Raw genomic sequence first — 25,596 nt, forward strand, 5'->3', positions numbered from 1 at the left:
AACTACGACCCCTCGCCTGTAGTCCGGGCCAGTGCATCTTCCATATCGAACCGGGGCGTCCAGTGAAAGGTCTTACGGAAATTCTCGGATCGGAAGGCCGAATCGCCAAGCAGGCTGGCAGCTCGATCGCCCAGTATCGCTCCTGCGCCTGCCCATACCAACGCCTGTGGCAGGGCGAAGACCCGATCGCCGTAGCCGTAGCGGGCGAGCAACAGGCGATAGAGGCAGGCAGTGGATATCGGATCGCTGTCGGTAACCAGGTAGGCACCGTCGATCGGCCTAGCGATGGTCGCAATCACGGCGCCCGCAATATTTCCTCGAAATGCGAAACTTCGCAGGTTGTCGATCCGCGCCAGCGGCAGCGGCAAGCCGATCGAGGCGGCCCGCCTTATCCGGGCGAAAAAGGCACCGACATCGCGGTCGTAGATGGTCGGAGGCCGCAGGCTCGTGACGACAAAGCCGGGTCGTGCCAGCCTGGCGAGCGCCTGGTCGGCCTTTAGCTTGCTGCGACCGTAAGGTGTTGTCGGCGCTGGTGGAAACCCATCGCCGACGACGGTTCGCTCGGGCGTGACCGAGCCGATTGCAGCCACCGAACTCATCTGGATAAAGTGGCCGCAGCCATGTGTCCGTGCGGCACGTGCCAACCGTATGGGGAACTCGACATTCATGTCCTCATAGGCCGCGCTCGCCACAGCCGTGTTCTCTTTGGCAGTCACATGCACCCGCGCCGCGCAATTCACGACGGCATCGCAATCGCCCACAAGGGACTCCAGCGGAGCCGTCAACAGATCGCCCGCGGCGACCGTCTCAGCGGCGTCCTCGATTGCCCCAAGGGAGGTGTCTCGGACGATCGCGCGCACTGAATGACCGGCCCTAAACAGTTGGCGGACGACCTCCCTGCCGAGAAATCCGCTGGCGCCGGTTATTGCGACCCGCATCGGGTTCTAGTTATCCAGCGCGATGTCGGGCGCGTCTTCCTGCTTCATCCCGACCACATGATAGCCGCCGTCGACGTGGTGCGTCTCGCCGGTGACGCCCGACGACAGGTCCGACAGGAAATAGACGCCCGAGCCGCCGACATCGTCGATCGTGACATTGCGCCGCATCGGCGAATTGTACTCGTTCCACTTGAGGATGTAGCGGAAATCGCCGATCCCGCTCGCCGCCAGGGTCTTGATCGGGCCCGCGCTGATCGCGTTGACTCGGATGTTCGCCGGGCCGAGGTCGTTGGCGAGATATTTGACGCTCGCTTCCAGCGCCGCCTTGGCGACGCCCATGACGTTGTAATGCGGGATCACCTTTTCCGCGCCGTAATAGGTCAGCGTCAGGATCGATCCGCCATCGGGCATCATCTCGGCGGCGCGCTTCGCCACCGCGACCAGCGAATAGGCCGAAATGTTCATCGTCATCAGGAAATTGTCGAGGCTGGTGTCGACGTATTTGCCGCGCAGCTCGGTCTTGTCCGAATAGCCGATCGCATGGACGACGAAGTCGATCGTCTCCCACCGATCCTTCAGCGTGGCGAAGGCCCGGTCGAGCGCGTCCATCTCCGAGACGTCGCATTCGAAGGTGAAGTCGCTGCCGAGTTGCGCCGCGAGCGGTTCGACCCGCTTCTTCAACGCTTCGCCCTGATAGGTGAAGGCAAGCTGCGCGCCGTGATCGGCAAGCTGTTTCGCGATGCCCCAGGCCAGCGACTTGTCATTCGCGAGGCCCATGATCAGCCCGCGCTTGCCGTCCATCAATCCGCCCATCATTCGTCCTCTGCTTCAGCCCTTGCGCGCGCATGGCGCCGCCGGTTGTCCGCCTGCCCGATGACGTTCATCTCTTCCTCGGGCGTTTCGGCGAGCGCGGCGTTCAGCTCCGCGCCGAGCACGACTCCTAAGCCGACCAGCCAGAAAAAGAAAAGCGCGATCATCATGCCGGCGAGACTGCCGTAGGTCATGTCGTAGGCGAAGAACTGGCGCAGCACGGGTGGCAGCGCGACGGTCACGGCGACCCACCACACGGTCGTCGCCAGCGCGCCCGGCCACTTGGGATAGCGGCGCACGCGATAGCCCTTGGGCGTCAGCGTGTAGAACAGCATGTAGATCGAGCCGAACAGGCCGAAGGCGGGGACAATGCGCGACAGGCGCAGGCTGCCCAGCGCATCGTTGAGCGCGGGGAAATAGGCGTCGATCACTTCCTGCGCGGTGCCGATCAGCACCTGCGCGAACAGCGACAGCAGGAGCAGGACGACCGAGCCCATGATGATCCCGGCAGAGAGCAGGCGGTATTTCCAGAACGCCTGGGTCGCGTGCGTGCCGTAGGCGCGGCGGAGGATGTCGCGGATCGTCTCGATCAGGCTGCCGACGGTCCACAGCGCGACTGCCGCGCCGGCCCAGAGCAGCCACCCGCTGCGTTCCTCGATCACGTCGCGCGCGACCGGGCCGATGACGTCGCCGACCTGCGGCGGCATGGCGGCGAGGAAATTGTAGATCGAGGTCGCCGTTTCGCCCTTTTCGCCGAAAGCGGCGAACACGGCTGCGGTCAGGATGAAGAACGGGAAGATCGCCAGCATCGCCAGATAGGCGAGGTTGCCGGCGTGGATGAAACCGTCGTTATAGGTGCCGACAAGGACTCTCTTGGCGACCTCGAACGCGCGCGTTCCGGGCCCGACGCGATCCTCGATCCGGCCGCGCAGGGTAGCCGCTTCTCGCCTGCGCGCTTCTGGCGACAGGGAATGGACTTCGCGCTCTTCGGGATCGGGAAGCTGTGCGTCTTCCAAGCCTAACGCCCGAGCCTGCTTCGCGGATCGCTCTCGTCGGTCCACCCGTCGAGGCGTTTCTCGAGCTCGGACAAATCATCGGGCAGCTGGATCTCGAGCGTCACAAGCTGGTCGCCGCGCTGGGCGTTCTTCTTGCTGAATCCCTTGCCCTTCAGGCGCAGGACGGTGCCACCGCTGGTACCCGGCTTGATCGTCATCATCACCGCGCCATCGACCGTGGGCACGCGAACCTTGCCGCCCCTGACGGCCTCGTCGAGCGTGATCGGCAGGTCCAGCCGCACGTCGTCGCCGTCGCGGGTGAAATAGGCGTGGCGATCGATCGCGATCGTGACGAGTCCGTCGCCCGCGCCGCCAGGTCCTTGTTCGCCCTTGCCCTTGAGGCGCATCTGCGTGCCATTCTCCACGCCCGCCGGAAGCTTGAGGTCGATCGTCTTGCCGTCGGCCAGCGTGATCCGCTGGTCCTTGCGCGCGGCCGCATCGACGAATGGCACGCGCAGCTTGTAGGCGATGTCTGCGCCCTTGCGTGGCGGGGGCGGCGGCGGGGTGCGTCGGCCGCCACCGAAGCCGCCGAAGCCGCCGCTCGCGCCACGCGCGCCGCCGCGGCCACCGAACAGTCCTTCGAATATGTCGCCGAGATCGGCGTCCTGCCCGCCGAAGCCCTGGAAATCCTCCGCCCGGAAGCCGCGTTGTCCGCCGCCGTAGCCGCCTCCGCCGAAGCCACCGCCCATTCCGCCGAACGGATTGGTGGGGTTGCCTTCCATGTCGATCTCGCCGCGGTCGTACTGGGCGCGCTTGTCCTTGTCCGACAGCAGGTCATAGGCCTTGGTGACGTTGGAGAACCGCTCCGACGCGTCTGGCTTGCCCTGGTTGCGATCGGGGTGGAGCTCCTTCGCCAGCTTGCGATAGGCGCTCTTGATATCTTTTTCGGTCGCGCTGCGCGTGACGCCGAGAGTCGTATAAGGATCGGATGCGTTCGTTGCCATCAGGTGTGCTAGCTAGGTCGCACACGGGGCCGGTGCAAGCATTCGCGCTTTCACTGCGAGCGATCGGGGGGTAGGGCGTGGCTCCATGGACGATCAAAGCGCCATCCCCGAAAGCGATCCCGTTGCACTGTTCGACGCGTGGTTTGCCGAGGCCGGGACGAGCGAGCCCAACGATCCCAACGCCATGGCACTCGCCACCGCCACGCCGGACGGAAACCCGTCGGTCCGGATGGTGCTGCTGAAGGGCCACGGGCCGGAAGGGTTCACCTTCTACACGAATGCCGAGAGCCGGAAGGGCGGCGAGATCCTCGCCAATCCCCGCGCCGCGCTGCTGTTCCACTGGAAGAGCCTGCGCCGGCAGATCCGGATCGAAGGCTCCTTGCACGAGGTTACCGCTGCACAGGCCGACGAGTATTTCCACTCGCGCCCGCGCGTCTCACAGATCGGCTCCGCGGCATCGGACCAGTCGCGGCCCCTGCCCGGCCGCCAGACATATCTCGATCGGGTCGAGGACATCGCACGGGAATTCCCCGAGGGCGATATCCCGCGACCATCGCACTGGACCGGCTTCACGCTCGTGCCCCAGCGGATGGAGTTCTGGCTAGGCCGGCCCAACCGGCTGCACGATCGGCGCCTGTTCGTGCGCGACGAGAGTGCCGCAGGCGACGGCTGGACCAGCGGGTTGCTATACCCATGACCGGCGCCGTCGACCCCGCTACCCGCGCGCAACTGACTCGCCGGGCCGCCTATGCCTCGATCGCGATGGCCGTGTTCCTCGCCGTGCTGAAGGGCTGGGCGACGTGGAAGACCGGCTCGGCCGCCATGCTCGGCAGCCTTGCCGATACCACGCTGGACCTCGTGGCCAGCATCGCGACGCTCATCGGCGTGTGGATCGCGGCGATGCCTGCGGACGAGGACCATCGTTTCGGCCATGGCAAGGCAGAAGCACTGGCTGCCATGTTCCAGATCATGCTGATCGCACTATCGGCGGCCGCGATCGCATTCCGGTCGGTCGAGCATCTTCTCTACGGGGCGGAAACGTCCGCCGCGGGCGAGGGTATCGCGGTCTCGGTCATCGCGATCGCGGCGACCTTCGCGCTGCTCGCATGGCAGCGCTACGTCATCGCCAGGACCGGCAGCCTCGCGATCCGGACTGACAATCTTCACTACCAGTCCGACCTGTTCCTCAACCTCGCGGTCATCGCCGCGCTGGTGCTGGATCAGTATATCGGCTGGAGCCAGGCCGACCCGCTGTTCGGCCTCGCGATCGCCGGCTGGCTGCTGTGGGGCGCGTGGAATGCCGCGAGCGAGGCGATCGATCACCTCATGGACCGCGAATGGCCGGAAGATCGCCGCCAGCAGTTCGTCGCCGCTGCCGCCAAACATCCCGAGCTCAGCAATCTCCACGATCTGCGCACCCGCACCGCGGGCAATCGCGATTTCGTGCAGTTCCATGTCGATCTTCCGGGATCGATGACCGTCGACGAGGCGCACGAGGTGATCGAGAAGGTCGAAGAGGATTTGTGCCGCCAGTTTCCCGGCATGGAGCTGCTCATCCACATCGATCCCGAAGGTCATGTCGACGAACCGGACAACCCGCTGGTGGAGGAAGACCAGTTCGCCAAGCTGGAGGACAAGCCCTGAGACAGTCGCTGCCCTACTGGCATGTCGATGCGTTCGCCGACCGGCCGTTTGCGGGGAACCAGGCGGCAGTCATGCCGCTCGAAACATGGCTCGACGATGCGACCCTGCTCGCAATCGGTGAAGAAAACAATTTTGCCGAGACCGCCTTCTTCGTTCCCGACGAAACCGGCGAGGCGGATTACGAATTGCGCTGGTTCACGCCGACAGAGGAAGTGCGCCTGTGCGGCCACGCCACCCTTGCCAGCGGGCACGTAGCGCTCACGCAGCAGGGCTTCATGCCGGACGCCGACCGCGTTCGGTTCCGCACCCGCATGGCGGGCGTGCTGGAAGTCGCCCGGGCCGATCCAGGCTACGAGCTGGCGCTCCCTGCAATCCGGACGAGCCGCAGCGAATGGCCCGAAGCGGTCGAACTGCTCGGTGCACGCCCACAGGAAGTGTGGCTGAACGAGGATCGGTACGGCATCTATCTTTTCGGCAGCGAAGAGGAAGTGCGCGCGCTCGACCCGGATTTGCGTGGGTTGAAGAGGCTAGGGAACGACCAATTCATCTGCACGGCGGCCGGCAGCGAAAGCGATGTCGTCAGCCGGGTCTTCGTACCTGGCGGCGGCGTCGACGAGGACAGCTTCACCGGTAGCGCACACGCCTGCCTCACGCCGTTCTGGTGCGAGCGGCTCGGCAGAACCCACTTCACCGCTTTCCAGGCGTCGGACCGGGGCGGGCATGCGACATGCAGGCTGGATGGCGACCGCGCGGTGCTCGGGGGCCAATGCTTCACCGTGGTCGAAGGGCGGTTCTACCTCGCCGGATAGAGCGCGAGGATATCGGCGACTTCCTGCAGCATTGGCGGACGCTCGGCGGCATCAGAATGGCCCAGCCGCACGATCGTCACCCGCTGTTCGGGCGATACGATAACGTACTGTCCCATGTGGCCGATCATCGCGAAGACGCTGTCCGGGGCGCGATCGGGAAACAGCGGGTTCTCCGCTTCGCCGGTATCTCGGTTAAGCCAGGTCTGGCCGCCGTAATTGGGCTGGCGCGGGCTCGGCGTGGTCATGAAGCGCACCCAGCTCTGCGGCACGATCTGCGTGCCGTTTTCTGAGCGCCCCTGGCGGCGCAGGAACTCGCCGAATTTCGCCCAGTCGCGCGCGGTCGCTTGCATCAGGCTGCCTCCGATCAGCGTTCCGCTGGCATCGTATTCGGGCACGACAGACGTCATGCCGAGCGGGCCGAACAACCGCGACCGGAGGTAATCGCCGACCGCCTTGCGCCGGGTGTCGGGGTCATCGCTGTCGGTCAGCACGCGTGCCGCGATGTCGGCGAGAATGACGGTAGTATTGCTCGAATATTCGAAGGTGCGGCCGGGCTCGTCCTCGAGCGGCTGGCTCTCGGCATAATCGGCCATATCGTCGCGCCCGTCGAGGAAGAGCATCCGCACCTCGGACGAATCATAGGGCGGATCGCCCGCCTCGGTATGGCGCAAGCCCGAGCGCATCTGCAGCAGTTGGCGCAAGGTTATGTCGGAGCGCGGGTCGCCCGGCCTCTGCCATCGCGGGATCGGCGGCGACTGGTCGAGGGTCAGCCGCCCGTCGGCGACCAGCATGCCGATAAGCACGGCGGTGATCGTCTTGGCCATCGACCAGCTGACGAAGCGCGTATCCGCGTCGTAGCCTTCGGCGTAGCGTTCTGCGGCGATCTTGCCGTCCTGCATCACGATCAGCGCGCGCGTCTCGCCCAGTCCGTCCTTGGTGAAGGTCTCGTCGACCGCCCGGGCGAGCTTTTTCTCAGGCGCGCCGGGCGTGGCAGTCACCGCTGCCATGGCAGCCTCGCTCAGCGGCTCTTCGACCGGAGCGGTATCGCCGCAAGCTGCGAGGGCTGGCAGCATGGCGATCGAGCAGATAAGGGGGGCGCGCCGCAACGTCATGGCGGCTCCCTCTACCAAGGACACGCGCATTTCAATGGCCAAGACCAGCCGCCGCCGCAATCGTTCGAAACCCGGCGGGGCGTGGAAATGGATCGCGCTCTTCGTCCTCGCTGCGATCGTCGCGGCCTGGTACGCTTACCGCGTGCCAGTCTCGGGCTATTCGTCTGCCGCGACGGCCTACACGGCGCGGGTGGCCTGCTCCTGCCATTTCGTCGGCGGGCGCGAGCTGGGCGACTGCGCGAAGGACAAGATTTCCGGCATGGAAATGGTCATGCTGAGCGCCGACGAGGAGGCCAAATCGGTCACTGCCTCGATCCCGCTGGTCAAGAGCGACACCGCGACCTATCGCGAAGGATACGGCTGCGTCCTGCAGGAATGGCAGGGCTGACGGGCTAGGCGCCGAGGCCGCGCGTCTCGCCGTCGAGAAAATCGGCATAGGCGGCGGCAATGCCGTCGCGCAGGCCGATGGACGGCTGCCATCCCAGATCCGACAGTTTCGAGCAGTCGAGCAGCTTGCGCGGCGTTCCGTCGGGCTTGCTGGCGTCGAATTCAATCCCGCCGGTAAAGCCGACCACTTCGGCGACCAGTCGGGCCAGGTCCCCGATGGCGATGTCCTCGCCCGCGCCGACATTGACGTGTTCGGCCTCGTCGTAATGCACCAGCAGGTGGACCAGCGCATCGGCGAGATCGTCGACATGCAGGAATTCGCGGCGCGGCGTGCCCGTGCCCCACACTTCGATCGCGTCCGCATCACCCGTCTTCGCTTCATGGGTCTTGCGGATCAGTGCGGGAAGAACGTGGCTGTTCTTGGGATGGTAATTGTCGCCAGGGCCGTAAAGGTTGGTCGGCATGGCGGAGATATAGCTGCGGCCGTGCTGCTTGCGATAAGCCTGCGCCAGCTTGATGCCGGCGATTTTGGCAATGGCGTACCATTCGTTGGTCGGCTCGAGCAGCCCCGTCAGCAGCGCGTCTTCGCGCATCGGCTGCGCGGCAAGGCGCGGATAGATGCAGGACGAGCCGAGAAACAGCAGCCGGTCGACGTCGGCGCGGTGCGCGGCCTCGATCACGTTGGCCGCGATCATCAGGTTGTCGTAGAGAAAATCCGCCGGATAGCTGTCGTTGGCAAGGATGCCACCGACCTTTGCCGCGGCAAGGACGATGGCGTCAGGCGTTTCTTCGGCGAGCCAGGCGCGCACGCTTGCCTGATCGCGCAAGTCGAGGCTGCGCTCGGTCGTCAGGACCTCGCATGCCTCGCTTTCCAGCCGCCGCACGAGCGCACCGCCGACCATTCCGCGATGGCCGGCGATCCAGATTCGCTTGCCTGCAAGCGGAAAGACGGGCTCAGCCATGGACATTGCCGTTGGCGAGCGCGGCCATGTCCGCCTCGACCATTTCGCGTGCAAGGTCGCGCGCGCTGGTATCGTGTGTCCAACCGAGCTTCTCGCGCGCCTTGGTCGGATCGCCGATCAGCAGGTCGACTTCGGTCGGCCGGAAATAGGCCGGGTCCACTTCGATCAGCACCTTGCCGGATTTGTTGCACACGCCGGTTTCACCCACGCCTTCGCCGGTGAATTCGAGGTCGATGCCCGCGTCGGCGAATGCCCAGCGGGCAAAGTCGCGCACGCTCGTCGTCTCGCCGGTCGCGAGGACGTAATCGTCGGGCTCGTCCTGCTGCATCATCAGCCACATGCCGCGCACGTATTCGCGAGCATGCCCCCAGTCGCGCTTGGCATCGAGATTGCCGAGGTAGAGCCTCTCCTGCTGTCCCGCCGCGATGGCGGCAGCGGCACGGGTGATCTTGCGGGTCACGAAGGTTTCGCCCCGCAGGGGGCTCTCGTGATTGAACAGGATGCCATTGGAGGCGTGTATGCCGTAAGCCTCTCGGTAATTGACGACCGTCCAGTAGGCGAACAGCTTAATTGACGACCGTCCAGTAGGCGAACAGCTTGGCGACGCCATAGGGGCTGCGCGGGTAGAAGGGCGTGGTCTCGCTCTGTGGAACCTGCTGGGCAAGACCGTACATCTCCGATGTCGCGGCCTGGTAGAAGCGGACCTTGTCTTCCATCCCGAGAATCCGGATCGCCTCGAGCAGCCGCAACGTGCCGATCCCGTCGGCATTGGAGGTGTATTCGGGCGTCTCGAAACTGACCAGCACATGGCTCTGCGCGCCCAGATTGTATATCTCGTCCGGCTGTACCTGCTGCACGATGCGGATGAGGTTGGTCGCATCGGTCAGATCGCCGTAGTGGAGAATGAAGCGTGGATCCTCTTCGTGCGGATCCTGGTAGATATCCTCGATCCGCCCGGTGTTGAACGAGCTCGAGCGGCGCTTGATGCCGTGGACGGTATAGCCCTTGTCGAGCAGCAGCCGCGCGAGATAGGCGCCGTCCTGCCCCGTCACTCCGGTAATGAGCGCTGTCTTTCCCGCCATGTCCGCGTCCCCGTTGCCAAGCGGCGAGTTAGGCGAAGCGTCACCCTATGCGCAAGCGTGTCACTCGCCCGGCAGGATGCAGTCCGGATGATAGATGTCGTATGGCGCGGGTGCGGCCGGCGGCGGGCATTGCTGCGCTGGCTTGCCGGTCGCCAGACAAGCCTCGTGAAACGCGCGTAAGCGCGCTTGCTGCGCTTCGTTATCGGTCCGCGCCGCCGCGAGACGCGCGACATCGTCCTTGCTGCACAGCGGCTTGCGTTTCATGACCGCGATGCGCCGCATGGTGTCGACCTTGCAGGCCTTGGCCAGTGCGGGCGGAGCGGGGACCGGCTCGTCTTTCGAACAACCGACGCCGCTAAAAATGCCATCCGGCTCGCCGAAACGGATTTCAAATTCGGGCGAGGCATCCAGCAGGCCGAGCGCGAGATAACCTTGCGCATCCCGGTGGATATGCGTGATGCCCAAGACCAGCGGGCCCGGTGTCTTGCCGCCCGCATCCTGGAAGCGTGGGCAGCCATCGACGAGGACTACCTTGCCCGAATAGGACGGCGGGCCTTCGAGCGTGCAGGTCGTGATCCGCTCACGCGACGGTTCGATCACAACTTCGCGCGGGATCGCCCGGATGAAGCGGGCGACGTCGGCCGCGATCGGCTCGTCTGGCACGAAGCCTCCGCGCTGGCTCGTCCGCGTGACAGAGAGCGCCGGTGCATCGAGCACCGTGCCGAAGCCGTCTTCGCCCAGGCTCATTCCGACCGTCGGACCAGTAGCGGGCTCGCCTTCCTGCGGCTGCCATTGCAATCGGGTGACGGGAGCATCCGGGTCGCGGAAATCGCCGCGCCACCAGTTCGGCGGGATGAAATAGAGCAGGAAGGGCAGTGCGACGAAGCCGGCCAGCAGCGCCAGCGCGGCGGGCGGAACCTGACCGCTCTTGCCGCGCCAGAAGCTCACTCCTGCTCCGCGGTTCCGGTGGTGTCGGCGATCCAGCCGCCGCCGACCACGCGCTCCCCGGCGTAGATCACCGCGGCCTGTCCGGGCGACACGCCGTATTCGGGCGAATCGAAATGGAGCACAACCGCGCCGCCTTCGCCAAGCGATCCTTCGAGCCGCACCGGCACCGGCTTGGCGAGGCTGCGGACCTTGGCCGTCAGCCGCGTGTCGGGCAGGGGGCCGATACGATTGGTTTCGATCACCCGTGCGCTCGAAACAGCGAGCATCCGGCGCGGGCCGACCTGTACTTCACGCGTGCCCGCATCGATGCCCACCACGTAGAGCGGTTCGGGCTGTCCGCCGATTTCCAGGCCGCGGCGCTGGCCGACGGTGTAATGGATCACGCCCTTGTGCTCGCCGAGAATCTCGCCGGTTTGCGCGTGGACGATCGCGCCCGGCGCTCCGCCCGCGGGACGCATCTTCTCGACGATCCTGGCATAATCGCCGTCCGGCACGAAGCAGATGTCCTGGCTGTCGGGCTTGGCCGCATTGCGCAGCCCGGCCGCCTCCGCCAGTTCGCGCACCTGCGATTTCGGCATGCCGCCGAGGGGGAAGCGGATGAAATCGAGCTGATCTTCGGTCGTGCCGTAGAGGAAATAGGACTGGTCGCGCGCCGGATCCGCCGCGCGGTGCAATTGCGGCCCCGTAGGCGTGGCGAGGCGCTTCACGTAATGGCCGGTCGCGATGCAATCGGCGCCCAGTTCCTTCGCCATGCGAAGCAGGTCGGTGAACTTGGGGCCCATGTTGCAGCGGATGCAGGGTACGGGCGTGCGCCCGGCAAGGTAATCGTCGGCGAACTGCTCGACCACTTCCTCACGGAAAGCGCTTTCGTGATCGAAAACGTAATGCGCAAAGCCAAGGCGATCCGCCACGGCGCGGGCATCGCTGATGTCGTCTCCTGCGCAGCAGGCACCTTTGCGACCGGTGGCGGCACCATAGTCGTAGAGTTGTAGCGTGATCCCGATGACCTGTGCGCCGCTGCGGGCGGCGAGGGCCGCGACGACCGAGGAATCGACACCGCCCGACATGGCGACGACGATCGTGCTTTCGCCCGCTGCGCGGGGCAGGTCGAAGAGCGCCGCAGCCTCGTCGGCCGGCATTTCGAGAGCGGTTGATGGCATGATTGCGCTGCCCATACACGTCGGCGCGCTCTCTTGCCAAGCTGCGCGTGTGTCGCGCGGCCGGCGGGGTTTCACATCTTCTTTACCATACCGGCGGTAAGAAGGGTGCATGTTCGAAGGAAAGACCCTCCACCGGCAATTCGCCGACGCCCGGGCCCAAACCCGGGCCGAAACGGGTGACGGCCTGCAGCTGCGCGAACTCGTGTGGAGCGAACTCGTGGCGCGTCTGGCGGCATCAAGCGAGGGTCGCGCCGAGTTGGAACGGGTCGCAGGGGTGGCTGGCGGGAGCTTCGGTCACTTCCCGAAGGTGACCGCACAGGCGCTTTGCGAAGGGAAATACCCTGTTAACCGTAATGCTTTAGAGCATGGCAAAATCATTGAGGCACATGGGGGCGAGGCCGTGATCGAAGCGGTAACAGGCGACCGAGAGAATTCATGATCGAGAACCAAGACATCCGTCCCGCCGAAGTGATCGGCCCGCTCGGCGAGCCGATGACGATCGACGATCTGCCTCCGCCGGAAACGAAGCGGTGGGTCGTGCGGCGCAAGGCCGAAGTCGTCGCGGCGGTCAACGGCGGCCTGCTGACGATCGACGAGGTGCTCGAGCGCTACAGCCTTACGCTGGAGGAATTCGCATCGTGGCAGCGGGCAGTAGACCGCTCGGGGATGCAGGGCCTGCGGGTGACCCGAATCCAGCATTATCGCGATCTCTACGAGCGCCAGCTGAAGTATTGAGGTGGCAGGACGGGTACGCACCTAAAGGCGTAAAGTCCGAAAATCTAAAGATTTTCAATCGGAAAGGCCCCCTCTGCGGGGCCTTTTTCGTATGCCCGCGAAAATGGCTCGGGAACCGGCGAGCCTCGAGCACCGTTGTCTGCGGGTAACTCCACAGGAAATATAACAGGAGGAAGTGGAAAATGGGCTGGATTATCGCAATTATCGTCGGTGGCATCATCGGCTGGCTCGCAAGTCTCGTGATGAACCGTGATGCCTCGATGGGCATCTTCTGGAACATCGTTGTCGGTATCGTCGGCTCGTTCATCGGTCGTTTCATCGGTTCGCTGATCGGCGTCGGTTCGACCCTTACCGAATTCAGCGTCCCGGGCCTGCTGATGTCGCTTCTCGGCGCCATCGTGCTTCTCGGCATCGCCAACCTGGTGCAGCGCGGTCGCGTTCGCTAAAACCGGGTAACACCGATCAAGGAAGGCGGGGCTGCGCAGGCAGCTCCGCCTTTTTTTGCGTCTGCGTCGTCTTTCATCGGGCGTGGTCTGCCATTCGTCGATTGTAGCATCGTTGCTACATCGCGAGACAAACCGCGCGTTGCTCTCGCGGCTCATCGCAGCTAAGTCGCAATCCACGACTTGCTGGGGGTGGCTTAATCGTGTAACACACCCCCTGCGTTTGACAGGCGAGGCATTCTGGCGATGAATTACGAGACCCGCGTCACGGCCGACGGTAGCGAACCGTTCGAGTCCGACCTGCGCGGCGTCGACGAGACGCAGCGTAGCGCGATGCGCAAGCGCATCATCATTGCCGGGATCATTCTTGCCGTACTGGCCGCGATCGCCTTCGGGCTGTTCGCGAAATACGGCAGCACCGGTCTCGCGGCAGGGGACGAGGAGGCACAGCTTCCGGTCGTGACCGTGGTCGCGCCGGGGCGGACCACCGTGGAAGGTACGATCGGGGCAACGGGTACACTCGCCGCGCGCCGTGAATTGCCGATCGGTGTCGTCGGCGAAGGCGGCCGTGTCGTGAGCGTTCCGGTGGAAGCGGGCCAATGGGTGCGCGCCGGCCAGGTTCTCGCCTCGATCGATCGCTCGGTCCAGTCGCAACAGGTCCAGAGCGCCGCGGCCCAGATCGACGTCGCACGCGCCGATGCCCAGCTTGCCCAGGCCAATCTCGAGCGCGCGCAGAAGCTGGTCGAGCGCGGTTTCGTCAGCCAGGCCGACATCGATCGCCTGACCGCTACCCGCGATGCGGCCCGCGCCAGGGTCCAGGTCACCCAGGCACAATACCGCGAGCTCGGCGCGCGCAACGCCCGCCTGAACATCGTCGCACCCGCCGCAGGGCTTCTGCTCGAACGCAATGTCGATCCCGGCGCGGTCGTGAGCCCCGGCTCGGGCGTCCTGTTCCGCATCGCCAAGGGCGGCGAGATGGAATTGCTCGCACGGGTCGGCGAGGGCGAGCTCGGCCAGCTTTCGGTCGGCGTCCAGGCGGAAGTCGTGCCGGTCGGCACGGATAAGACCTTTACCGGCCAGGTCTGGCAGCTTGCGCCGACCATCAATCCGCAGGATCGGCAGGGCACGGCGCGGATCGCGCTGTCCTACGCTCCCGAATTGCGTCCCGGCGGCTTTGCCAACGCGACTATCCGCAGTGGAACGGTCGTTGCCCCGCTGCTGCCCGAAAGCGCCGTTCTGTCCGATGACGAGGGCAGCTTCGTCTACATCGTCGGCAACGAGGACAAGATTGTGCGCCGTCCGATCGTGGTCGGCAGCGTCACGCCCGATGGCATCGTGATCGAGGATGGACTGCGCGGGACCGAGCGTGTCGTCCTGCGCGCCGGTGGCTTCCTCAATGCTGGCGAGACGATCAAGCCGGTCTTGCAGAAGGACTGACCGCGGTGGAATTCCGCAACATATCCGCGTGGTCCATCCGCAACCCGATGGTCCCGATCGTGATTTTCACGGGGCTCATGCTGCTCGGGCTGATGAGCTTTGCGGGCATGAAGATACAGGACAATCCGGACGTCGAGTTTCCGGTCGTGATCGTCAGCATCTCGCAGCCGGGCGCCGCGCCGACCGAGATCGAGAACCAGATCACCCAGCGTGTCGAATCCGCCGTCCAGGGCGTCGAGGGCGCGCGCAACATTTCCTCGACCGCGTCCGAAGGCAACACCGTCACGGTCATCGAGTTCGAGATCGGCACCGACGTGATCGAGGCGGTCAACGAGGTCAAATCGGTCGTCGACCAGATCCGGGGCGAGCTGCCCGACGGCATTCTCGAGCCGCGTATCTTCCGACAGCAGACCTCGAACCAGCCGATCGGATATTTCGCGGCCACTGCGAACGACATGACGCTGGAACAGCTGTCGTGGTTCATCGACGATACGGTCGCCAACCGCCTGCTCGCGATCCAGGGCATGGCCGAAGTCAGCCGCGGCGGCGGCGTCGATCGCGAGATCGTGGTCACGCTCGATCCGGCGCGCATGCAGTCGCTCGGCGTCACGGCAAGCCAGATCAACCAGGCGCTGCGCGCCAACAACCTCGACGCCGGCGGCGGCGTGGCCGAGATCGCCGGTTCGCGCCAGTCGGTCCGTGTGCTCGGCAATGCCGATACGGCCTACGAGCTTTCGCAATCCCAGATCGCCATCGGCGGCGGGCGCACGATCAAGCTGGCCGACGTGGCGGAAGTGCGCGACAGCTACGGTGAAGTCCGCTCGCTGGGCAAGTTCGAAGGCAAGCAGATCGTCACCTTCGGCGTGACCCGGGCCAAGGGCGAATCCGACGTGTCCGTCTACGACGCGACGGTCGAGGAACTCGACAAGATCTCGCAGGAATATCCGGGCCTCTCCTTCACGCCGCTGTTCACCAGCGTCGATTACACGAAGGCCCAGTACTCGAGCTCGATGGCCGCTATGATCGAAGGCGCCGTGCTGGCGGTCATCGTGGTCTTCTTCTTCCTGCGCGACTGGCGGGCGACCATCATCGCGGCGCTGGCGATCCCGCTCTCCGCGATCCCGACCTTCTGGTTCATGGATCTGATGGGTTTCACGCTCAACACGCTCTCGCTGCTGGCGCTGGGCCTTGTCGCAGGCGTGCTCGTCGACGACGCGATCGTCGAGATCGAGAACATCGTCAGACACATGCGCATGGGGAAGACCGCCTACCAGGCCTCGATCGACGCGGCGGACGAAATCGGCCTCGCCGTCGTCGCCACGACATTCTCGATCGTCGCGGTCTTCCTGCCGGTCGGTCTGATGCCCGGCGTCTCGGGTCAGTTCTTCAAGAACTTCGGCCTGACGGTCGTCGCCTCGGTCCTGATGAGCCTCGCGGTGGCCCGCATGATCACCCCGATGGTCGCGGCCTATTTCCTCGAAGCCAAGGGCCGGGCCGAACACGGCGGCGGCAAATGGATGGAGCGCTACGTCAACCTGCTTCGCTGGACGCTGCGCCGGCCCCAGGCCGACCCGGCGCCCAAGCCCGACGTCGGCGATCGCAAGATGTTTTATTTCATGATCGCGTTCGTGTTCTTCGCGATCGTCGCGGTCGCGTTCCTCGCCGTGGCAGGGCTTCTGCTGACCGGGCTTCTCGGGCCTGCCGGCTTCATCGTCGATACGAACTTCTACGAGAGCTTCCTCGTCTTCCTGCCGGAATCGATCCGGCACCTGGTGGCCTTCGTGCCGGCCTTTGTTTTCCTCATCGCCGGGACCGCGCTGGCGCTTGCCATCGGCTGGCTCGTCGCGCGCCTCGTCGCCCGGCTGCTCGGTTTCGTGGCGAGAATGCTCAGCCGTCCTGTCGGAGAGCGGTTCGCCTGGCGTTCGGCGCGGTTCGCACGTCGGTTCCGCGATCACCGGATGTGGATGATGGGACTGGGCGCCAGCGCGCTGCTGCTGACCGGGCTGATCGTCGCGCAGATACCCGCCCAATTCTTCCCGACCTTCAACAGCGATTACAGCCGGATCTCGATCCAGATGGTTCCGGGCACCACCCTCGAGCAGACCGAAAGGGTCTCCGACCGGGTCGCGGCCATCCTGTCCGAACGGCCCGAAGTGCGGACCGCCCTGCAGCGCGTGAACGAGGGCAGCGGCAACATCTACATCACGCTGCACAAGGAGCGGGAGAAGACCCAGCAGGAGTTCGAGCGCGAAGTCACTCCGATGCTCCAGGCCATTCCCGATGCGCGCGTGTCCTTCCAGAGCATGCAGGGGCCCGGTGGCGGCGGCCGACCGATCCAGGTCATGCTCTCGAGCTCCAATCCCGACCTGCTGCAGGAAACCGCCACCACGCTGGTCGAGCAGATGAAGGACGTGCGCGGCGTCGTTGCCCCGCGGATCGAGGCCGATCTGCGGCGTCCGGAGATCATCATCACTCCGCGCGAGGAACTCGCTGCAAGTCTCGGCGTGACCACCGCGGCGTTGAGCCAGACGATCCGTATCGCCACGCTTGGCGACATCGACCAGAACGCGGCCAAGTTCTCGCTGTCCGATCGCCAGGTGCCGATCCGCGTGCGCCTGCCGGTCGAATCGCGGCGTGATCTGTCGGTGATCGAAAACCTGCCGGTGCCGACCGCATCGGGCGGTTCGGTGCCGCTCTCGCGCGTCGCGACGATCAGCCTGGGCTCCGGCCCGACGAGCATCGAGCGCTACAACCAGAGCAGGCGCACGTTCATCACTGCCGATATCGCGCCGGGCCTTGCCGAAGGCGACGTGAAGGAACTGGTCAACAAGCTGCCGGTCCTCACTAACCTGCCGATGGGCGTGTCGAACGCCCCCTACGGATCCGACGAAATCCAGCAGGAGATGCTGGCCAACTTCCAGATCGCGCTGGTGTCGGGCATCCTGCTCGTGTTCGCGGTGCTGGTCTTGCTCTACCACCGCGTCATTTCGCCGCTCGTCAACATGGGCTCGCTGTTCCTCGCGCCCTTCGGCGGCATGCTGGCGCTGTGGATCGCCGGGCAGCCGCTTTCCATGCCGGTCCTGATCGGCGTCCTGATGTTGTTCGGCATCGTCGCGAAGAACTCGATCCTGCTGATCGACTTCGCGATCGAGGAGATGGCGGCCGGCGTTCCGAAATACGATGCGATCGTGGATGCCGGGCGCAAGCGTGCCCAGCCGATCGTGATGACCACCGTGGCCATGACGGCCGGCATGGTGCCGACCGCGCTGTCGCTCAGCGGCGACGGTGCGTTCCGCGCCCCGATGGGCACCGTCGTGATCGGCGGCCTGATCATGTCGACCCTGCTCACGCTGCTGATCGTTCCGGCGGGCTTCAGCCTGGCCGACGGTCTCGAGAAGCGTCTCGGCCCGTGGCTGCGCGATCGCCTGCTGAGCTACAGGCCCGGTGACGAGAAACCGCGCACGATGACGGGCGGCGCGGCAGCACACCCGGCCGAGTGACCCTGGGCGACCGGTCCAGCAGGTCTGCGCCGGCGGGATCGTCGCTCACCGCAGATCGCGCCCGCACGATGCGGATGACGGCTACCGGCATGCTCGTCGCCATGGGCGGGCTGTTCCTGCTCTCGCACCATTACCTCGGCCTGCATCCTGCATGGGGCTATGTTCACGCCTTCGCGGAAGCGGCGATGGTCGGCGGCCTGGCGGACTGGTTCGCGGTCACGGCGCTGTTCCGCCGGCCGCTCGGCCTGCCAATTCCGCACACCGCGATCATCCCCGAGAACAAGGACCGGATCGCCGATACGATGGCGCAGTTCCTGCGCGAGAATTTCCTGACTCCGATGGTCGTGGCACGGCGCATGAGCAGCATGAACATGGCCCGCGCGCTCGGCGGTTTCCTTGCCGATCCCTCGACTGGTTCGGGCTCGCGCATCCGGGCGGGCGCGGGCGAACTGGTCGTCGAGGTGCTCGAATCGCTCGATCCGGACAGGCTCGGGGGCGAGGTTAGCGCCGGCCTCAAGTCGCAGCTGGAGAAGCTGGAGGTCTCGACCCTGCTCGGGCGGATGCTCAGCGGCGCGATCGCCGATGGGCGGCACCTGCCGCTGATGGAAAGCATGATCCGTTGGTCCGGCCTGGTGCTGGAAGACAATGAGGACATGGTCCGCGAGATGATCCAGCGCCGCGCCAACGGTATCATCCGCTGGACCGGGCTGGACGAACGGATCGCCAATTCGGTGCTCGACGGCCTCTACAAGCTGCTGGCCGAAGTGCTGATCGATCCGGAACATCCCCTTCGCGCCAAGGTTCAAGAAGGGCTGGAGGACCTGGCCGACAAGCTGCAGCACGATCCCGAAACCCAGGCCCGGGTCGAGCGGCTCAAGCTGGAAATGCTGCAGAACCCCGCGATCGGCGAGTGGTGGCAGGGCGTGTGGGAGCGGATCAGGGCCGGTCTCATCGACATGGCGCGCGGCAAGGACGACATGTTCGCAGGACTGGGCGGCAGCCTCGCCGAACTCGGCAATGCGCTGCAGCAGGACGAACGGTTGCAGTACCAGGTCAACCGCTTCGCCCGCCGCACTGCGGTCGGTGTGACGAGCCGCTATGGCGACCAGATCGTGCAGCTCGTTTCCGAAACCGTGCGCCGCTGGGATGCGACGACGATCACCGACCGGGTCGAGAGCGCGGTCGGGCGCGATCTCCAGTTCATCCGGATCAACGGGACGCTGGTCGGCGGACTGGTCGGCCTGACGATCCACTTGCTCACCCAGGTCCTGTGATCGACTATCCGCCGCGCGATCGCCCGGTGGTGGTGACGGAACGGCTGGAGCTGTGGGTCCCGGACGAGACGGACGTGGATGCGATGATCGCGATCCTCAGCCATCCCGAAACGCACCGCTTCCTGGGCCCGATGAGCAGTTACGCGGACCAGATGTCCCGGGTGTTGCGCAACCTCGGCAGCTGGCTGCTCAAGGGATACGGCATCTTCGCGGTTCGCCACCGCGAAAGCGGTACCGTCATCGGCAATTGCGGAATGTTCCACGGATGGCGGGACATCGGCGCGGATTTCGACGGCAAGCCGGAAGCGGGCTGGATCTTCGCAGCCGACGAGGTCGGCAAGGGATACGCCACCGAGGCGATGCGCGGCGCCCTTGAGTGGTTCGAGCGGGTCCACGGCTCTTCCGGGATCGTGTGCATGATCGATATTCGTAACGCGCCCAGCATCGCCCTGGCGCGCAAGCTCGGCTTTGGGGAGCTACGTACAGCCACACTACCTGACGGCGATTCGGTCCTGCTGATGGAGCGGCAGCCAGGCATTTCCACCTAATCGCGGCGCAGGTCGCGGCTAAGCCGGATCGAATAGTCCTCCTTTTTCGAAGGAGGGCAATCCGGTCATGGCAGCTTCGGTATCCAGGCGCGCGCTCGAACACGAAGTCGGCGAGATCCGCGCGCTCGAAGCCGCGCTGGCAGCGACGGGGTCACGCGGCGGAAGCTACTCGCTGCGCATCGATCGCCATTATCGCCGGGTCATGGCGATGCTCGAACCGCGCATAGCCTGGCTGACGCGGCGCTACGGGCTGGGCAACTGGCGCGAGGACGCGGCCCAGGCCTGTGCCATCGGCATCTACCGCGCGGTCGGGAGCTGGGAGCCGGAGCGGGCCGGGTTCTCGACGCTCGTTCATTGGCAGATGCGCGGCGAGCTGCAGGCGCTGCGGCACCGGGTGATGCTTGATCGGCGGCCTGCGGCGCGAGCGGCAGCGGCCCGAACGGTGAGCATGTTTCGCGATGACGGTCGGACCGTGGGCGAACTGGCCGAGCTGGACGACCGGGAAGCCCTGCCTGGGACGGAGCGGCAAGCGGCCGATGCCATGGCAGGGGCACTCTTGCGCCATTTGCTCGACCGGATCGGCTCGCCTGCGCGCGAGCGGGCCATCGTCGAGGCAGCGGTCTTCGCTCCTGACGGCGGGCTCGACCTGCCCGAGAAGACCAGGGAGAAGCACCGACAGATCGTGCGCCGCACCTTCAGGAACTGCGCGAAGGTGGCTGCGGATCCGGTCGGCTCTTCGCAAGTCAGTTCACGTAACGCACCGAGCTGGTAAAGAACGAGCGCACCGGCGATCCGCTGGCGTCGAGAGCGGGACTGAACTTCGCTCCATTCTTGATCAAGCCGCAAACGGTAAGATCTCGATCGAAGCCTTCGGAGGTCGTCATATTGGTTGCTGACAGCTTTCCGGGCGGCCTTCTTCGTCAACGATGACCCGGATGTTGAATCGTGCCATTCTTCCACCGCGAAGAGCCTGCGCGGGATAATTCCTCTGAATGCTTCGAACGATCTTCTCATCGTTCAGCCACACGGGAAACTTCTGGATCTGCTTCTGCTGTTCCGGATCGAGACCCCAGGTCTTGACGAGATCGTCCATGCAAAAATTCATCGCTTTGAACGGTGCTTCCATGCCGCCGAGCTCAAGTTTGACGGTACCGATGCGCGGTGACGATAGCGAAAGCCAGCTGATCGCTTTACCCGTTTCTGCATCTAGCTCGCGAAGTTCTCGCGAGCCTTCTGCGGGCTCCGGATTCTTCGCTGCGCGACCTTCGAACTCTTCCTTGGTTTCAAAGACTGTCTGCACCGGACCATACCCCATTATGGCGGCGCCAAGATCACCGAGACTCGCATCCTCGTACGACTGCTCATACCCCGGTAGGGCAGGACCAAACTGAACTTCCACTTTCCGCTCTGGAAGCCTCTGAAATTTGTTCGTGATCCTGAGATCGTACAGCGACGGGCCGGCCACCCCGTAGGAAAACCGAGCAGAAGGATTGAACTGCTCGATGTAGAACAACGTCTCGCTCGCGCCCGTACCGAAAGTGCGGGCGAGGCGGCAACGGTGTTCGCCCATGTCGAGCTGCCATTGGCTCGACGGCTGCAGGACGAGTGTCGCCTTGTCCTGTGCGGCGGCCGGGCAAACGATCAGCGCGCCGAGAACCAGCGAAGCGATGACAGGTGTTCTGACCATGAAAAAGCCCTCCGGACGCCTTGTTAGCGCACGGAGGGCCAATTGTAAGTTACAGAATGGTCAGAGCTTTTCGGTCAGCTCCGGCACAATCTTGTAGAGATCGCCGACAAGGCCGATGTCCGCCACCTGGAAGATCGGCGCGTCCTCGTCCTTGTTGATTGCGATGATCGTCTTGGAGTCCTTCATGCCGGCAAGGTGCTGGATCGCGCCCGAGATACCGATGGCGATATAGACTTCCGGTGCCACGATCTTGCCGGTCTGGCCGACCTGGTAATCGTTCGGCACGTAGCCTGCATCGACCGCGGCGCGCGATGCGCCGACGCCCGCGCCGAGCTTGTCGGCGAGCGGCATGATGTATTCCTCGAAGGTTGCCGAGTCCTTGAGCGCGCGGCCACCCGATACGATGATCTTGGCGCTGGTCAGTTCGGGGCGCTCGCTCTTGGCGAGTTCCTCGCCGACGAAGCTCGAAGTGCCATTGCCGGTCGGGCCGGACACGCTCTCGACCTCGCCGTTGCCGCCTTCGGTTTCGGCCTTGTCGAAGGCCGTTCCGCGCACGGTGATGACCAGCTTGGGATCGGTGCTCTCGACCGTGGCGATGGCGTTGCCGGCATAGATCGGCCGGGTGAAGGTCTTGTCGCCTTCGACCGACAGGATGTCGGAGATCTGCATCACGTCGAGCAGGGCGGCGACGCGCGGCGCGATGTTCTTGCCGGTGGTCGTGGCGGGCGCGACGAACGCGTCGTGATGGCCCATGAGGTCGGCCACGAGCGGCGCAACCGCTTCGGGCAGCGCGTTGGCGTAGGCCGCGTCGTCGGCGACGTGGACCTTGCCAACGCCGGCGATCTTGGCGGCAGCCTCACCGACCGAACCGCAGTTCGACCCGGCGACCAGCAAGTGGACTTCGCCCAGCTTCGATGCCGCGGTAACGGCGGCGAGCGTGGCGTCCTTGACCTCGTTGTTGTCGTGTTCGACCCAGACGAGCGTTTTCATGTGTGTGTTCCTTTCTCAGTCCGGGGCTCAGGCGATGCCGAGCGCTTTCATCTTTGCGACCAGCGCATCGACGTCCTCGACCTTTTCGCCAGCCTGGCGAACCGGCGGCTCGGTGACGTTGGTGGTCTTGAGACGGGTTGCGGTATCGACGCCGTAATCTGCCGGAGCCTTGGTATCGAGGGGCTTCTGCTTCGCCTTCATGATGTTGGGCAGCGAGGCATAGCGCGGTTCGTTGAGACGCAGGTCGGTAGTGACGATGGCAGGCATCGCGAGCTTCACCGTCTGCAGGCCGCCGTCGACTTCGCGCTTCACGGTAACGCTGTCGCCATCGACCTCGACCGTATTGGCGAAGGTGCCTTGCGGGCGATCCATCAGCGCGGCGAGCATCTGGCCGGTCTGGTTGCTGTCGTCGTCGATTGCCTGCTTGCCCAGGATCACGAGACCCGGCTGTTCCTCGTCGGCGATGGCCTTGAGGATCTTGGCGACTGCGAGCGGTTCCACTTCGTCGTCGGTCTGGACCAGGATCGCCCGGTCGGCGCCCATGGCGAGCGCGGTGCGCAGCGTTTCCTGCGCCTTTGCCGGACCGATCGACACGGCGACGATTTCTTCCGCCTTGCCGGCTTCCTTCAACCGGATCGCTTCTTCGACCGCGATCTCGTCAAAGGGGTTCATGCTCATCTTGACGTTGGCGAGGTCGACACCCGACCCGTCCGCCTTGACGCGCGGCTTGACGTTGTAATCGATGACCCGTTTGACGGGCACGAGGATCTTCATGGGAGTTCCTTCCTCTCGTTCAGCACGGGCGCGGAAGCTCGGTCCGCAACCCTCTCCTGTTCAATGACACGCGACCCTTTGCGTTCCATTTACGTTAACGTCAAGGGCAAGTCCGGAGCCCCTGCCGCGCCGTAGCGTCAGCCCGCCGCGCGCCGTGTTCGCGCAGCGACCGGCGGGCGCGAATCACGCGGCCTTCTTGACTTCGGCGACGATCTTCCTGGCTGCATCGCCGAGGTCGTTGGCACTGACGATCGGCAGGCCGGAATTCTCGAGGATTTCCTTGCCGGCATCGACATTGGTGCCTTCGAGCCGCACGACCAGCGGAACCGACAGGTTCACGTCCTTGGCCGCCTGCACGATGCCGTTGGCGATGACGTCGCACTTCATGATCCCGCCGAAGATATTGACGAGGATTCCCTCGACCGCCGGGTCCTTGAGGATGATCTTGAATGCCGCGGTGACCTTCTCGGTCGTCGCGCCGCCGCCCACGTCCAGGAAGTTGGCCGGGAAAGCGCCGTTCAGCTTGATGATGTCCATCGTCGCCATGGCGAGGCCTGCACCGTTGACCATGCAGCCGATGTTGCCGTCGAGCTTGATGTAGGCGAGGTCGTATTCGCTCGCTTCCACTTCGGCCGGGTCTTCCTCGGTCTCGTCGCGCAGCGCCTCGACGTCGGGATGGCGATAGAGCGCGTTACCGTCGAAGCTCATCTTGGTGTCGAGCACCAGCAGCTTGCCGTCCTTCGTCTCGACCAGCGGATTGATCTCGAGCATTTCGCAATCGAGGTCCATGAAGGCGGTGTAGAGTTGCTTGGCGAGCTTCTGCGCCTGCTTGTTGAGATCGCCCGAGAGCTTGAGCGCGAAGGCCATCGCGCGGCCGTGGTGCGGCATGAAGCCCTGTGCCGGATCGATGGTGATGGTGGTGATCTTCTCGGGCGTGGAATGCGCCACTTCCTCGATGTCCATGCCGCCTTCGGTCGATACGATCATCGCGACCTGCCCGCTCGCCCGGTCGACCAGCATCGAAAGGTAGTATTCGCTCTCGATATCGACGCCATCGGTCACGTAGAGGCGATTGACCTGCTTGCCGTCATCGCCGGTCTGCACGGTGACGAGCGTGTTGCCGAGCATGTCGGTGGCATCGGCGCGCACATCGTCGAGCGTCTTGGCGAGGCGAACGCCGCCCTTCGCATCGGGTGCCAGTTCCTTGAACTTGCCCTTCCCGCGACCGCCTGCATGGATCTGGGCCTTCACGACATAGAGCGGGCCAGGCAGCTTGCCGGCGGCCTCGACGGCTTCCTCGACGCTCATGGCGGCGTGGCCAGCGGGAATGCCGATACCGTATTTTGCGAGCAGTTCCTTGGCCTGGTATTCGTGGATGTTCATTGAGGGTCAGCCCTTCGCGAGTCTGTGGGGAGATTTGCTGGGGGCCTAAGCATGGATTGGCCCGCTTGAAAAGTATCGCTTTGGAGAGCACCTCTTGCCAAGCGATGATTGACAGCGACCGCCTAGAAGAAATTGTCCACGAAGCCGGGCAGATTGCCCTGCGCCAGTGGCCCGGTGCAGGGCACGAGGTGGATATCTGGGAGAAGTCGCCGGGCAACCCCGTGTGCGCCGCCGACCTGGCGGTCGACACCTTCCTCAAGCGCGAACTGGGCGCGTTGCTGCCGGCCGCGGGCTGGCTTTCCGAGGAGACTGCGGACGAGGCGGGACGCCTCGCGCGCGACCTCATCTGGCTGGTCGATCCGATCGACGGAACCCGCGATTTCATTCGCGGGCGCAAGGGCTGGGCCGTTTCCGTCTGCCTCGTAAGTTCCGGCCGCCCTCTGATCGGGCTGCTCGCCGCACCGGCTCGGGGCGAAAGCTGGCGCGGGGTGGCCGGACAGGGCTCGTACCGCAACGGCGAGCGACTGGTTGCTTCCCAGCGCGGGGAGTTCTCGGGCGCTCGTGTCCCGGCCGCCGCACTGCCGAAAGCGGACAGCGACCTGGTCGCGGTCGAGCAGCCCAATTCGATCGCGCTGCGCGCAGCAATGGTCGCCGCCGACGAGGCGGACTTGCTGGCGACGCTGCGCTGGGGCTTCGAATGGGACATCGGCGCAGCCGCGCTGATCGCGCGGGAAGCGGGCGCCGCAGTCACCGACGCCTTCGGCAGGCCGCTCGGCTACAACAAGCGCGATCCGCGTGCCTTCGGCGTGCTGGTCAGCTCGGCCAGCATCCACGAGGCGGCGGTCGAGCGACTGGCGGAGCGCGCGGCGAAGCTGGTGGTCGACAAGCCGCAACTCTAGCGAGGCGGTCCGGCGCCTGTGCGGCGACACGGTTGCGTGCGTGGATCCCGGAAACGAAAAGGGGCCGACCCGAAG

The 25,596-nt window shown here is 65.0% G+C and carries 25 protein-coding genes and 1 pseudogene; 13 read left to right on the forward strand and 13 right to left on the reverse strand.

Annotated elements, in window-relative coordinates:
- Nucleotides 1-2: 2 nt before the first annotated feature.
- From GRI48_RS08865 to GRI48_RS08880, 4 genes are read right to left on the reverse strand one after another with little or no spacing between them, the layout of a single operon-like run.
- Nucleotides 3-938, reverse strand: coding sequence for an NAD-dependent epimerase/dehydratase family protein (locus GRI48_RS08865; protein ID WP_160674233.1), 936 nt, complete (start codon nt 936-938; stop codon nt 3-5).
- 6 nt (nt 939-944) lie between these two features.
- Nucleotides 945-1,751, reverse strand: coding sequence for an enoyl-ACP reductase FabI (fabI, locus tag GRI48_RS08870; protein WP_160675602.1), 807 nt, complete (start codon nt 1,749-1,751; stop codon nt 945-947).
- Nucleotides 1,751-2,764: a YihY/virulence factor BrkB family protein gene (locus GRI48_RS08875; RefSeq protein WP_160674236.1), complete on the reverse strand. Its 1,014-nt coding sequence runs from the start codon at nt 2,762-2,764 to the stop codon at nt 1,751-1,753. Before GRI48_RS08875 ends, fabI begins: the two co-directional genes overlap by 1 nt.
- Nucleotides 2,765-2,766: 2 nt before the next feature.
- The gene (locus tag GRI48_RS08880; RefSeq protein WP_160674239.1) at nt 2,767-3,747 is read right to left on the reverse strand and encodes a DnaJ C-terminal domain-containing protein; all 981 of its coding nucleotides are present in this window, start codon (nt 3,745-3,747) and stop codon (nt 2,767-2,769) included.
- A gap of 85 nt (nt 3,748-3,832) precedes the next feature.
- Here GRI48_RS08880 and pdxH point away from each other — a divergent pair, with 85 nt between their 5' ends.
- The 3 genes from pdxH to GRI48_RS08895 are packed head-to-tail and all read left to right on the forward strand — an operon-like array spanning nt 3,833 to nt 6,200.
- Nucleotides 3,833-4,444, forward strand: a complete 612-nt coding sequence (gene pdxH / locus GRI48_RS08885; RefSeq protein WP_160674242.1) for a pyridoxamine 5'-phosphate oxidase — start codon at nt 3,833-3,835, stop codon at nt 4,442-4,444.
- A complete protein-coding gene (locus GRI48_RS08890) occupies nt 4,441-5,391 on the forward strand; it encodes a cation diffusion facilitator family transporter (RefSeq protein ID WP_160674245.1) in 951 nt (316 codons plus the stop codon). The genes pdxH and GRI48_RS08890 overlap by 4 nt, the downstream gene beginning before the upstream one ends.
- Entirely contained in the window at nt 5,388-6,200 is an 813-nt protein-coding gene (locus GRI48_RS08895) for a PhzF family phenazine biosynthesis protein (protein WP_160675605.1), read from the forward strand. Before GRI48_RS08890 ends, GRI48_RS08895 begins: the two co-directional genes overlap by 4 nt.
- Here GRI48_RS08895 and GRI48_RS08900 read toward each other — a convergent pair.
- The gene (locus tag GRI48_RS08900) at nt 6,185-7,312 is read right to left on the reverse strand and encodes a serine hydrolase domain-containing protein (protein WP_160674248.1); all 1,128 of its coding nucleotides are present in this window, start codon (nt 7,310-7,312) and stop codon (nt 6,185-6,187) included. The genes GRI48_RS08895 and GRI48_RS08900 overlap by 16 nt on opposite strands.
- Here GRI48_RS08900 and GRI48_RS08905 point away from each other — a divergent pair.
- A complete protein-coding gene (locus GRI48_RS08905) occupies nt 7,311-7,700 on the forward strand; it encodes a hypothetical protein (RefSeq protein WP_337190795.1) in 390 nt (129 codons plus the stop codon). The two genes, GRI48_RS08900 and GRI48_RS08905, sit on opposite strands and share 2 nt — an antisense overlap.
- Nucleotides 7,701-7,704: 4 nt before the next feature.
- Here the strand turns inward: GRI48_RS08905 and fcl are convergent, their stop codons facing one another.
- From fcl to mnmA, 4 genes and pseudogenes are all read right to left on the reverse strand, one after another.
- Entirely contained in the window at nt 7,705-8,661 is a 957-nt protein-coding gene (fcl, locus tag GRI48_RS08910; protein ID WP_160674251.1) for a GDP-L-fucose synthase, read from the reverse strand.
- Nucleotides 8,654-9,743 (reverse strand): annotated as a pseudogene (locus GRI48_RS08915) (GDP-mannose 4,6-dehydratase). The gene fcl and the pseudogene GRI48_RS08915 overlap by 8 nt, the downstream one beginning before the upstream one ends.
- Nucleotides 9,744-9,803: 60 nt before the next feature.
- Nucleotides 9,804-10,691: a hypothetical protein gene (locus GRI48_RS08920; RefSeq protein WP_160674254.1), complete on the reverse strand. Its 888-nt coding sequence runs from the start codon at nt 10,689-10,691 to the stop codon at nt 9,804-9,806.
- Nucleotides 10,688-11,851, reverse strand: coding sequence for a tRNA 2-thiouridine(34) synthase MnmA (gene mnmA / locus GRI48_RS08925; RefSeq protein ID WP_160674257.1), 1,164 nt, complete (start codon nt 11,849-11,851; stop codon nt 10,688-10,690). Before mnmA ends, GRI48_RS08920 begins: the two co-directional genes overlap by 4 nt.
- Nucleotides 11,852-11,960: 109 nt before the next feature.
- Here mnmA and GRI48_RS08930 point away from each other — a divergent pair, with 109 nt between their 5' ends.
- The 8 genes from GRI48_RS08930 to GRI48_RS08965 all read left to right on the forward strand — a co-directional run bounded on the left by GRI48_RS08930 (nt 11,961) and on the right by GRI48_RS08965 (nt 20,560).
- Complete coding sequence (locus GRI48_RS08930) at nt 11,961-12,290, forward strand: hypothetical protein (RefSeq protein ID WP_160674260.1); 330 nt, start codon at nt 11,961-11,963, stop codon at nt 12,288-12,290.
- Nucleotides 12,287-12,586 carry a CtrA inhibitor SciP gene (gene sciP / locus GRI48_RS08935; RefSeq protein WP_160674263.1) on the forward strand — a complete coding sequence of 100 codons (300 nt, stop codon included), beginning with the start codon at nt 12,287-12,289 and terminating at the stop codon, nt 12,584-12,586. The genes GRI48_RS08930 and sciP overlap by 4 nt, the downstream gene beginning before the upstream one ends.
- Nucleotides 12,587-12,768: 182 nt before the next feature.
- The gene (locus GRI48_RS08940; RefSeq protein WP_160674266.1) at nt 12,769-13,032 is read left to right on the forward strand and encodes a GlsB/YeaQ/YmgE family stress response membrane protein; all 264 of its coding nucleotides are present in this window, start codon (nt 12,769-12,771) and stop codon (nt 13,030-13,032) included.
- Nucleotides 13,033-13,275: 243 nt separating this feature from the next.
- Nucleotides 13,276-14,466 (forward strand): efflux RND transporter periplasmic adaptor subunit, encoded by a 1,191-nt coding sequence (locus GRI48_RS08945; RefSeq protein ID WP_160674269.1) that lies wholly within the window; start codon nt 13,276-13,278, stop codon nt 14,464-14,466.
- A 5-nt stretch (nt 14,467-14,471) separates the two neighbouring features.
- Nucleotides 14,472-17,966 carry an efflux RND transporter permease subunit gene (locus GRI48_RS08950; protein WP_160674272.1) on the forward strand — a complete coding sequence of 1,165 codons (3,495 nt, stop codon included), beginning with the start codon at nt 14,472-14,474 and terminating at the stop codon, nt 17,964-17,966.
- Nucleotides 17,967-18,034: 68 nt separating this feature from the next.
- Nucleotides 18,035-19,240, forward strand: a complete 1,206-nt coding sequence (locus GRI48_RS08955) for a DUF445 domain-containing protein (protein ID WP_160674275.1) — start codon at nt 18,035-18,037, stop codon at nt 19,238-19,240.
- Nucleotides 19,237-19,788 (forward strand): GNAT family N-acetyltransferase, encoded by a 552-nt coding sequence (locus GRI48_RS08960; RefSeq protein ID WP_160674278.1) that lies wholly within the window; start codon nt 19,237-19,239, stop codon nt 19,786-19,788. The genes GRI48_RS08955 and GRI48_RS08960 overlap by 4 nt, the downstream gene beginning before the upstream one ends.
- Nucleotides 19,789-19,855: 67 nt before the next feature.
- On the forward strand, nt 19,856-20,560 hold the full coding sequence (locus GRI48_RS08965) for a sigma factor (protein WP_160674281.1): 705 nt from the start codon (nt 19,856-19,858) through the stop codon (nt 20,558-20,560).
- Nucleotides 20,561-20,668: 108 nt separating this feature from the next.
- Here GRI48_RS08965 and GRI48_RS08970 read toward each other — a convergent pair whose 3' ends face one another.
- From GRI48_RS08970 to sucC, 4 genes are all read right to left on the reverse strand, one after another.
- Nucleotides 20,669-21,475, reverse strand: a complete 807-nt coding sequence (locus GRI48_RS08970) for a hypothetical protein (protein WP_160674286.1) — start codon at nt 21,473-21,475, stop codon at nt 20,669-20,671.
- Between the two features lie 60 nt (nt 21,476-21,535).
- Nucleotides 21,536-22,465: an electron transfer flavoprotein subunit alpha/FixB family protein gene (locus GRI48_RS08975; protein ID WP_160674289.1), complete on the reverse strand. Its 930-nt coding sequence runs from the start codon at nt 22,463-22,465 to the stop codon at nt 21,536-21,538.
- Nucleotides 22,466-22,492: 27 nt separating this feature from the next.
- Nucleotides 22,493-23,239, reverse strand: coding sequence for an electron transfer flavoprotein subunit beta/FixA family protein (locus GRI48_RS08980; RefSeq protein WP_160674292.1), 747 nt, complete (start codon nt 23,237-23,239; stop codon nt 22,493-22,495).
- Nucleotides 23,240-23,422: 183 nt separating this feature from the next.
- On the reverse strand, nt 23,423-24,622 hold the full coding sequence (gene sucC, locus GRI48_RS08985; RefSeq protein ID WP_160674295.1) for an ADP-forming succinate--CoA ligase subunit beta: 1,200 nt from the start codon (nt 24,620-24,622) through the stop codon (nt 23,423-23,425).
- Nucleotides 24,623-24,726: 104 nt separating this feature from the next.
- Here sucC and GRI48_RS08990 point away from each other — a divergent pair, with 104 nt between their 5' ends.
- Entirely contained in the window at nt 24,727-25,521 is a 795-nt protein-coding gene (locus tag GRI48_RS08990; protein WP_160674298.1) for a 3'(2'),5'-bisphosphate nucleotidase CysQ, read from the forward strand.
- Nucleotides 25,522-25,596 lie beyond the last annotated feature (75 nt).

The sequence above is a fragment of the Qipengyuania oceanensis genome (genome assembly GCF_009827535.1).
In the GTDB taxonomy this organism is placed as follows: domain Bacteria; phylum Pseudomonadota; class Alphaproteobacteria; order Sphingomonadales; family Sphingomonadaceae; genus Qipengyuania_C; species Qipengyuania_C oceanensis.